The organism is Pseudoalteromonas sp. 5Ae-yellow (assembly GCF_014077565.1).
In the GTDB taxonomy this organism is placed as follows: Bacteria; Pseudomonadota; Gammaproteobacteria; order Enterobacterales; family Alteromonadaceae; genus Pseudoalteromonas.
Window position 1 is genome coordinate 97,356 of record NZ_JACGWD010000005.1, and the last position, 8,736, is coordinate 106,091.

Genomic DNA, 8,736 nt, shown 5'->3' on the forward strand with positions numbered 1-8,736 from the left:
TTAAGCAGTTTTCTTTTGATAAAATATGATTTACATAGCCATACCACACATTCAGACGGGCGTTTAACGGTTGAAGAATTATTGCATCGCGCTGTTGATAAAAATATTGATGTGTTTGCTATTACCGATCATGACACTGTGGCGGCTATTAAGCCTGCGCAGCAATTTATTAAAACCGAAAACTTACCGCTTTCATTAATAACGGGTACCGAAGTGTCTACTAAATGGGAAAGCTTCGAAATTCATATTGTAGGTTTAAATATTGATATTAATAATATTGACCTTACCTCTTTATTATCAGCTCAGCAGCAAAAGCGAGAAGAGCGTGCACTAGAGATTGGTGTTCGCCTTACAAAAAATGGCTTTGATGGCATTTACGAGCAAGCTAAAGAGCTGGCAAAAGACGCGCAAATAACGCGTGCACATTTTGCACGCGCCCTTATTGAGCGCGGTGTTGCTAAAAATTTCCCGGGTGTTTTTAAAAAGTACTTAGGGCGTGGCAAAACAGGCTACGTACCAAGTTGCTGGTGCACCATGCAAACCGCTATTGAGGCCATACATGCCGCTGGTGGTGTTGCTGTACTAGCGCATCCAAGTAGCTATCAAATGTCAAACAAGTGGCTACGCAAATTATTAGTAGAATTTAAAAGTGTAGGAGGGGACGCAATGGAAGTTGCACAACCTCAACAGGCGCCAAGCGAACGTCAATTTTTAGGTGAACTCAGCCGTGAGTACGAACTACTTTGCTCGCAAGGGTCTGATTTTCATTTTCCGACAAGCTATTTAGAGCTTGGCAAAAATTTATACCTACCAAAAGATTGCCAAGGTGTTTGGCAAGCTTGGGAAGGAGAAGAAGGGGCACTAACATGAGTCAATTATTTCATATTCATCCTGATAACCCGCAACCGAGACTAATTAGTCAAGCCGTTGATATTATTAAACAAGGCGGGGTTGTTGTTTACCCAACAGATTCGGGCTACGCCATCGGTTGTAACATTGGTAATAAGCAAGCCAAAGAGCGCATAGAGCGTATTCGTGGTATTGAAAAAAACGATAATTTTACGCTAGTTTGTCGTGATTTATCGGAGTTATCTACTTATGCACGCGTAGATAACCAGCTATTTAGACTCATTAAAAATAATACGCCAGGGCCTTATACCTTTATTTTTAAAGGCACAAAAGAAGTCCCTAAACGTTTATTAAACGACAAGAAAAAAACCATTGGCATGCGTGTAATTGAGCACCCAATAGCCTGTGCGTTACTTGCCGAACTTGGTGAGCCGTTAATGTCGTGTTCTTTAATTTTACCAGGTCAGCAGTTTACAGAATCAGATCCTGATGAAATATTAGAGCGATTAGATAAACACGTCGATTTAATTATTCACGGTGGCCACTTAGCCGAGCAAGCAACCACGGTAATCGATTTGTCGGAAGATGAAGTCAAGATTTTGCGTGTTGGCTGTGGTGATACAAGCCCATTTGAATAATAAGTAATGAGCGAAAGCACTGCAAATACAAAAAAAATTGAAAAGCCAGTGCAGCAAAAGCTGCCACTGGCTTTTTTGCATGGTAAAGCGGTTGTAGACAAACCAGAAGATTTATACATTCCACCTGACGCGCTCGAAATAATATTAGAAACCTTTGAAGGCCCGCTCGATTTACTGCTCTATTTAATTAAAAAGCATAAGCTTGATGTACTCGAGCTTTCTATTTTTAGTATTACAGAGCAGTACGTAAGTTATGTAGAAATGATGACCGAGTTTCAACTCGAGCTTGCTGGCGAATATTTAGTAATGGCTGCGTTACTTGCACAAATTAAGTCGCGCTTATTACTCCCTGTTCACGAAGAGCTTGAAGAGGAAGAAGACCCTCGCGCTGAGCTTATTAAACGCCTGCAAGAATATGAGTTATTTAAAAAAGCCGCCGAAAACCTCGATGATATCCCCCGTGTTGGGCGTGATATTTTTATAGCGCATGCCGCTATGCCAATAAATGAAGACACAAGTCAAAACCTCCCTGATATTGAACTTAAAGACTTAATGCTGGCGTTGAGTGATGTTATGGCGCGAGCAAAAACGTTTGAACATCATCAAATTACTGCCGAAGTACTCTCAACCCGAGAGAGAATGAGCCAAATATTACAACAGCTATCGAAAGCAAATTCAGCAGTGGTTTTTAATGCGCTTTTTACGCCTGATGAAGAGCGTAGTGGTGTGGTGGTTAGTTTTATAGCCATGCTTGAGCTCATTAAAGAAGGACTTGTTACTTGTTTGCAAGTAAGCCCAGAGAGCTTAATTTATGTCAGCTTGAGCGAGCAATCCACCCTATAAACTTATCTGTTTAATCCTCAACTTCTAAAACTGACTTTAATTATCAAAGTTCTGTGCTTATACGCACGTAAAGTGTTTGTAAATGTTATTTTCATTTACGGCTATGCACTATATTGTAACGTCATAGCATTATAGGACGTTACACATGTTTAAAAATACACCTTCATCTTACGGACTTGTCGCCATTATTTTACATTGGCTCATGGCGTTGACTATTTTTGGCCTGTTTGGTTTAGGTTTATATATGGTTGAGCTTACTTATTACGATAGCTGGTATAAAGGCTCGCTCGATTTACATAAAAGCATTGGTATTACGCTTGTGGCCGTATTTTTATTTAGAATTTTATGGCGTGCTTTATCTACACAACCTAAACCCTTAGGTGAAAGTAAAGGTATGAACCAATTAGCACACACCGCGCATATTGTTATGTATATTATTTTGGCCGTTATTGTTGTTGCTGGGTATTTAATATCAACCGCAGACGGACGTCCAATAGAAGTGTTTACCTTATTTAACGTATCAGCGCTTGATTTTGCTTTTGATGACCAAGCCGATATTGCAGGAAAAGTACATTATTACGGCGCGTGCACATTAATAGGGTTTGCAGTATTGCATGCACTAGGGGCGTTAAAACATCACTTTATCGATAAAGATAAAACCTTAATCAGAATGATCAAACCATTAAAGGATGATTAAAATGAAAAAATTATTAGTAAGCACAGCCGTTTCGGCTGCAATGATGTTATCGGCAACAGCCGCTAATGCAGCTGATTATGTAATTGATACAAAAGGCGGGCACGCATCTGTTAACTTTAAAATTAAACACTTAGGTTACAGCTGGTTATATGGTCGTTTTAATACTTTTGACGGCACATTTAGTTATGATGCTAAAAACCCTGATGCATCAAAAATTATGGTAAATATTGACACCACAAGCCTTGATTCTAACCATGCAGAGCGCGATAAGCACTTACACGGTAAAGATTTTTTAAATGTGGATAAATACCCAAAAGCGACATTTAAAAGCACCAGCATTAAATTTGATGAAAATGGTGAAGAGGCCGACGTAACCGGCGAATTTACGCTGCATGGCGTAACTAAAACTATTACCTTTGAAATAGATAAAGTGGGCGAAGGGAAAGATCCGTGGGGTGGATACCGCGTAGGTTTTGAAGGCGAAACCAGCCTTAAACTTACCGACTACGGTATTGATTACAACTTAGGACCTGCATCTACTCATGTTGATATTATTTTATCAATAGAAGGCGTTCGTAAGTAATACCATTATTAAATATAAAAACGCCACTTACTGTGGCGTTTTTTTTGCTTAACAGAAACTCAAATTAAGCGACTTCGAATTTGCTTATTTTGCGCTATTAATACGTGACTGTAATAGCGGCCTTAAATGCTCGGGCAACCAGCGCATGAGTAAATCATTATAAGCCTGCGTTTTTTTAATAACTTTAAGCTGCTCATTAAGAATAGCAATGTCTTCTGCGCCTTGCTCGTTTTTAGTACAGCCAATAAAACCATAACTTAACGCTGGAGATTCGGTTAATGGACGCTGCGTTAAGTTTTCTTCAAAGTGCATTGATTTTGCTAAATAGTAATGCTCGCTTGGGTAACCCAGCAAAATATCAATTCGTTTTAGGTTAAGCATGTATGTGAGGCTCGCTAGGCTATCGCGAGTGGGTCTAATTACTAAATCTATATTAGGCGTACTGTTTATCAATGTATCTATCTCTTGGCCATAAGAGCGGCTCATAGAGATCCCAAGAGTTAGTTTTTTATCTTGTATTAAATTGAGTAGTGATACTTCTTTTGATTCCGCTATATTTAGCGCTTTGGCGAGTCTTTTGTGCATTGCTATTGAAGGCGAGAGGCCCGTTGTTGAGCTCTCCTCTGTAAAATAAATATGCTCTTTTCTGTAATCATTTTTATAAAGCGATAACGCACAAACATTATTTGAAGTATTAGATAGCTCTTGAATTACTTTACCTGAGGGGATAAGCATGCGGTTAAAGGTAATATTAGGAAGTTGTTTTTCAAGTAAATAAATTATGCTTTCGTCACGGCCTTGGTGTTGATATTGACCATTTAAAATATAATAGGGTGCAAAATCGTGCGCTAGCCAGTTTATGGTTCTAGCATTGCTTATTGAGCTCAGACAGAAAAAAAGTAAGAAAGTTAAAAATATACGGAGCATTACAACAGCTGCCAGTAATTATTATTGTAAAACTATTGTAACCAATAAAGAGCTAAAAAGTAAAATGCCAGCAACAAGGCTGGCATAATATCTTATCAATAATTGCAATAATAAAAGGGCAATTAAAGTTATGTGTTGCTTAGTTAGCTTTTAGCCACTTAACAAACTGGCGTGCATCACTCGCTTTTTGAAACAATGCATTTTTTAAACCTTGTGTATCACTAAAGATTACACGATGTTTGTTTACTGAAATTGATTGCACTGGATGTGCGATTTGGATCATAGACCCATTATATTTATAAGACATAATAAAACTCACTTTATTCTTGTTATTTATTCTGCGCTATATTTTTATAGCAAATTGCAGTTAATAAATTAACGATGTTGTGTTTAGCTTCATTACAGTGTTGACGATCTTTATGACACTTTTGCGATGATAGTAAAAAATCATCTCGGTATTATTCAAGGGGTTCTCGCCGTACAATAACTTAGCTTTCAAATATACGTTTTGCGGGGCTTACTGGATCAGGGTAAATGGTTAACCGCGGCGGTTTCTTTAAACCAGAGAGGGAAGGTAACTTATATATAAATTGTGTGCAAGCTATTTTTGTAAAAATATTTATAATAAATCTTATCAACTGCTTACAAAGCCCATTTTTAGTTACCAAAGGATAAGTATGAATTACCTAATAGTGAGTGATATTTATGGTTTAACCCCTGCTTTAAGGAGGTTATCACACGCAATTAGTTCAAATTTAGTGATTGTTGACCCATACAATAACAAGTATCAAGCTATTGAAAGTGAACAAGATAGTTACAACAATTTTATACAGCAGTGTGGCCATGATAAATACACCGACAAACTTCAAAAATGCTTTGAGAGTTTAAAATTGCCAACGACGTGTATTGCTTTTAGTGCAGGGGCAAGTGCAGCATGGCGGGCACAGTTATTAACAGGCAATACACACCTTAAAAAGTTAATTGGCTTTTATCCGTCGCAAATTAGACATAATTTAAATTTAAGCGCAAAAGTACCCTGTGAGTTTATATTTCCAGCAAGTGAGAGTCACTTTAATGTTGATGAAGTTATTAAAGCTTTAAGCACCAAAGCGAATGTTAAGTGCTATAAAACCAATTTTTTGCATGGTTTTATGAACGAGTACTCAACCAATTTTAACGCGCAAGGGCTTGTTGAATATAGTAACTATATAAAACAGAGCAGCCGTTAAAGCGTGTTTAGCTGCTCTTTACTAATATCAGGAAAATCGGTGCGGGTATTATATTTTGCATACAGCGTTGTAAAAACGCTACTACCGGATAGCTTATCTAACTCTTTTATAAAGGTTTTAGCACTAGAGCGAGCGGGTCTACAGCATACTTGATACTGTTTTATTATAACCGCGACAGATAAACCTTGTTTTTGTAGCTTCAAATCGGCCTGTGCAAAAAAAGCCGCACCCGTCCAATAAACACGTTGCTGGGCGCGTTGTTTCCACATATCGGCAGAGAGCTTATTAAGTGGCTGTGTTTTAGTTTTAGTTTGCAGGCGGGCACGATCAAATCCTGCATTTAAACGTTGTACAAATTGCGGCTGGGTAATTATACCGCTGTCACGCATTATTACGTTTTGCATATAACTGGCAAAACCCTCGCTAAGCCAAAAACCGGAGTAGGGAAGTAGTGCAAATATAAATGCGAAAGTTCATGGTATAGCGTCCAATCTTTAGTGAATGCATTTAAACTGGCATAGCGATCTATATGTAGTTCAAGCCCATCAGGGTTATTGCGCTTAACTGTAGCCCAAGGTACAGGCTCAAAAGCAAAGTATTGCGGTTTTAAATAAATAGGCAATGTGGTTTGTTTTAAAGGTCCCAGTGTATTTTGTGTTTTTTCAAAACTTTGATTAACCCATATAGACACAGTATTTTGAGCATTACTTGAGAGCGAGCTAAGGTTATGTATGACTACTTCAACGGCTAATGCGTTAAAAGAGCTGATTAATAGTAGCAGTACAAAAAAGAATTTCATTAAAATGCTCCACTGTAATTTAATAATTGGTACGAAAATTCTAATATACAAGACCAACTAAATGGATAAATAATCACGCCTAATTCTTTATTTTTTAAAATGATAGTAACTATAAAAGTACAAATACAGACACTCCTAGCTAAGCATGGTTTAATCAATTAATCGTTATTTTAAGTTAGGTTTAGCCATGACGTATCAGCATATTCAAGTTCCTGAGCACGGCCAAAATATCACTATTGATGCACAAGGACACTGGCAAATACCGTTAGAACCTATCATTGCTTTTATTGATGGCGATGGCGTGGGTCTAGATGTTATGCCGGTAATGCGCCATGTTGTTGATAGTGCAATTGAGCATTGTTATAAAAGCGCACGGAAAATTCATTGGATGCAGGCTTATAATGGCGAGCAGGCCGCAAAGCTGTATGACGGTGATTGGTTTCCACAAGAAACAATTAACGCGGTACGTGCCTGTAAAATTGCCATAAAAGGGCCGTTAACCACACCACTAGGTGGTGGTTTTCGATCTCTTAATGTCGCACTCAGGCAAGAAATGGATTTGTTTGTAAATATGCGCACTATAAAAGGTTTTAGTGCACTCCCTTCTCCTTTAAAAAACCCTTTTTTAACAAACATAACAGTGCTTCGTGATAGTAGCGAAGACGTGTACTCAGGTATTGAGTGGCAAGCAGGCAGTGTAGAGAGCGAAAAAATGCTCGATTTTTTATGTGAGGAAATGGGCGTAACCCGCCTAAGGTTTTCACAAGAGTGCGGAATTGGTATTAAAAATATATCTAAAGAAGGCTCTGAGCGACTAATGCGCTTTGCAATTAACTATGCACTTAAAAACGATAGTGAATCATTAACGCTAGTACACAAAGGTAATGTACTTAAATTTACCGATGGTGCATTTAAGCGTTGGGGGTTTGCACTTGCACAAAACGAGTTTAATGCCACCGCACATGAAAATGGGCGTTGGTTGCAAATAGAGCGAGCACACCAAGCACCCTTAATTATTAAAGAAGTCATAGCCGACAACATGCTGCAGCAATGTTTAATGCATCCAGAGCAATTTGATGTAGTGGTGACTACTAACCAAAATGGTGACTTTTTAGCGGATATGCTCAGTGCACAAGTTGGTGGTGTTGGTATAATGCCCGCTGCAAATTTAAATAACGATGTCGCATTTTTTGAGCCTACACATGGCACGTTTGAACGTATAGCAGGGCAAAATAAAGCAAACCCCAGTAGTAGTATTTTAAGTGCGGTATTAATGCTTAAATTTATGGGGTGGGACGAGGCCGCATTACTCATAGAAAATGCGTTAGAGCAAACATTTAAAAGCGGTGAAGTAACCTTTGATTTAGCGCAAGAGCAGAGCGATAACTCAAGTATTCATAACTCGACAACCTTAACTTGTACTGGCTTTGCAAAGAAGGTCATCGAGCACTTTTAAATACATCCATTATTAAGCTGCTGAGGCAGTTTTTACTCTGTGCATACAAGGGCGGTTGGTTAACTGCGCTGCACGATGGTAAATCTCATGTGCTTGGGGTTCATCGCACTGTGTACCACTAAGCGTATCCATTAACGCAACAACAATAATTGCAGGAACCTGGCAGCAATATTCGTCTAAAACGGCTTCCGTAGTTTGTGCATCTACATGGCAAAGTGGATGATTTTTAAGTTGGTATGCATTTAATAATGTATCAACTTCTAATACATCATCTGGTTGATGCTTTGTTTTACGGCATTTGCAACCAAACTCATCAACTAAAGTAGCTAACGCTTGGTAAGTTTCAGTAGTGTTAGCTTTAGTGCATAACTGCTCTTCAATGAACTGATGTAAGTTAGCATCGATGAATAATCCGTCTTGGCGTGTGAAAGAAGCTGTTGTCATAATAATTACTCTTAGTTTGTTGGCTTAACTTCACTCTAGCGCTAAGTGTATTATTAATAAAATTGTTGTTTTCAATAACTGATATTGATTTTATCAATAGTAAGTTTTAAAACTAAATAAAAAATAGAAAACATATCTAAATAATACTAGGGGCTGTTGATCTTTGTAGTACATATATCAATCAGCCCACATTGGTAGCCACATCATAGTAAATGCTAAAGCGAGCATTGAATGATAATTTCGTTCAAGCTTTTCATACCGCGTGGCTATC

At 38.2% G+C, this 8,736-nt stretch carries 10 protein-coding genes and 2 pseudogenes; 7 read left to right on the forward strand and 5 right to left on the reverse strand.

The genetic code is table 11. The annotated features are described in order from the left end of the window. Positions 1-15 precede the first annotated feature (15 nt). From rnm to H4J63_RS02715, 5 genes are all read left to right on the forward strand, one after another. Positions 16-870: an RNase RNM gene (gene rnm / locus H4J63_RS02695; RefSeq protein ID WP_024604151.1), complete on the forward strand. Its 855-nt coding sequence runs from the start codon at positions 16-18 to the stop codon at positions 868-870. Further along, a complete protein-coding gene (locus H4J63_RS02700) occupies positions 867-1,487 on the forward strand; it encodes an L-threonylcarbamoyladenylate synthase (protein ID WP_002961576.1) in 621 nt (206 codons plus the stop codon). The genes rnm and H4J63_RS02700 overlap by 4 nt, the downstream gene beginning before the upstream one ends. Before the next feature lie 6 nt (positions 1,488-1,493). After that, positions 1,494-2,330: a ScpA family protein gene (locus tag H4J63_RS02705; protein ID WP_182194413.1), complete on the forward strand. Its 837-nt coding sequence runs from the start codon at positions 1,494-1,496 to the stop codon at positions 2,328-2,330. A 145-nt stretch (positions 2,331-2,475) separates the two neighbouring features. Further along, positions 2,476-3,027, forward strand: coding sequence for a cytochrome b (locus tag H4J63_RS02710; protein ID WP_024594560.1), 552 nt, complete (start codon positions 2,476-2,478; stop codon positions 3,025-3,027). Between the two features lies 1 nt (position 3,028). Further along, positions 3,029-3,610, forward strand: a complete 582-nt coding sequence (locus H4J63_RS02715; protein ID WP_182194416.1) for a YceI family protein — start codon at positions 3,029-3,031, stop codon at positions 3,608-3,610. 84 nt (positions 3,611-3,694) lie between these two features. Here H4J63_RS02715 and H4J63_RS02720 read toward each other — a convergent pair whose 3' ends face one another. Further along, a complete protein-coding gene (locus tag H4J63_RS02720) occupies positions 3,695-4,537 on the reverse strand; it encodes a transporter substrate-binding domain-containing protein (protein WP_182194420.1) in 843 nt (280 codons plus the stop codon). 139 nt (positions 4,538-4,676) lie between these two features. Beyond that, the gene (locus H4J63_RS02725; protein ID WP_002961566.1) at positions 4,677-4,844 is read right to left on the reverse strand and encodes a hypothetical protein; all 168 of its coding nucleotides are present in this window, start codon (positions 4,842-4,844) and stop codon (positions 4,677-4,679) included. Positions 4,845-5,214: 370 nt separating this feature from the next. Here H4J63_RS02725 and H4J63_RS02730 point away from each other — a divergent pair, with 370 nt between their 5' ends. Beyond that, on the forward strand, positions 5,215-5,766 hold the full coding sequence (locus H4J63_RS02730; RefSeq protein WP_024604154.1) for a hypothetical protein: 552 nt from the start codon (positions 5,215-5,217) through the stop codon (positions 5,764-5,766). Here the strand turns inward: H4J63_RS02730 and H4J63_RS20505 are convergent. Continuing rightward, a pseudogene (locus H4J63_RS20505) lies at positions 5,763-6,565 on the reverse strand (hypothetical protein). The gene H4J63_RS02730 and the pseudogene H4J63_RS20505 overlap by 4 nt on opposite strands. 187 nt (positions 6,566-6,752) lie before the next feature. Here H4J63_RS20505 and icd point away from each other — a divergent pair. Next, positions 6,753-8,021, forward strand: a complete 1,269-nt coding sequence (gene icd, locus H4J63_RS02740; protein ID WP_024604155.1) for an NADP-dependent isocitrate dehydrogenase — start codon at positions 6,753-6,755, stop codon at positions 8,019-8,021. A gap of 12 nt (positions 8,022-8,033) precedes the next feature. On the opposite strand, the gene H4J63_RS02745 is transcribed toward icd, so the two are convergent. Both H4J63_RS02745 and H4J63_RS02750 read right to left on the reverse strand, forming a co-directional pair. After that, positions 8,034-8,465 carry a hypothetical protein gene (locus H4J63_RS02745; RefSeq protein WP_010554222.1) on the reverse strand — a complete coding sequence of 144 codons (432 nt, stop codon included), beginning with the start codon at positions 8,463-8,465 and terminating at the stop codon, positions 8,034-8,036. A 177-nt stretch (positions 8,466-8,642) separates the two neighbouring features. After that, a pseudogene (locus H4J63_RS02750) lies at positions 8,643-8,736 on the reverse strand (IS5/IS1182 family transposase); the annotation flags it as partial.

Excerpts from the sequence above, each read along its gene's own strand:
- H4J63_RS02700 (WP_002961576.1), top strand. The coding sequence starts at position 867 with ATGAGTCAATTATTTCATATTCATCCTGATAACCCGCAACCGAGACTA.
- H4J63_RS02705 (WP_182194413.1), top strand. The coding sequence starts at position 1,494 with ATGAGCGAAAGCACTGCAAATACAAAAAAAATTGAAAAGCCAGTGCAG.
- H4J63_RS02710 (WP_024594560.1), top strand. The coding sequence starts at position 2,476 with ATGTTTAAAAATACACCTTCATCTTACGGACTTGTCGCCATTATTTTA.
- H4J63_RS02715 (WP_182194416.1), top strand. The coding sequence starts at position 3,029 with ATGAAAAAATTATTAGTAAGCACAGCCGTTTCGGCTGCAATGATGTTA.
- H4J63_RS02720 (WP_182194420.1), bottom strand. The coding sequence starts at position 4,537 with ATGCTCCGTATATTTTTAACTTTCTTACTTTTTTTCTGTCTGAGCTCA.
- H4J63_RS02725 (WP_002961566.1), bottom strand. The coding sequence starts at position 4,844 with ATGTCTTATAAATATAATGGGTCTATGATCCAAATCGCACATCCAGTG.
- H4J63_RS02730 (WP_024604154.1), top strand. The coding sequence starts at position 5,215 with ATGAATTACCTAATAGTGAGTGATATTTATGGTTTAACCCCTGCTTTA.
- icd (WP_024604155.1), top strand. The coding sequence starts at position 6,753 with ATGACGTATCAGCATATTCAAGTTCCTGAGCACGGCCAAAATATCACT.
- H4J63_RS02745 (WP_010554222.1), bottom strand. The coding sequence starts at position 8,465 with ATGACAACAGCTTCTTTCACACGCCAAGACGGATTATTCATCGATGCT.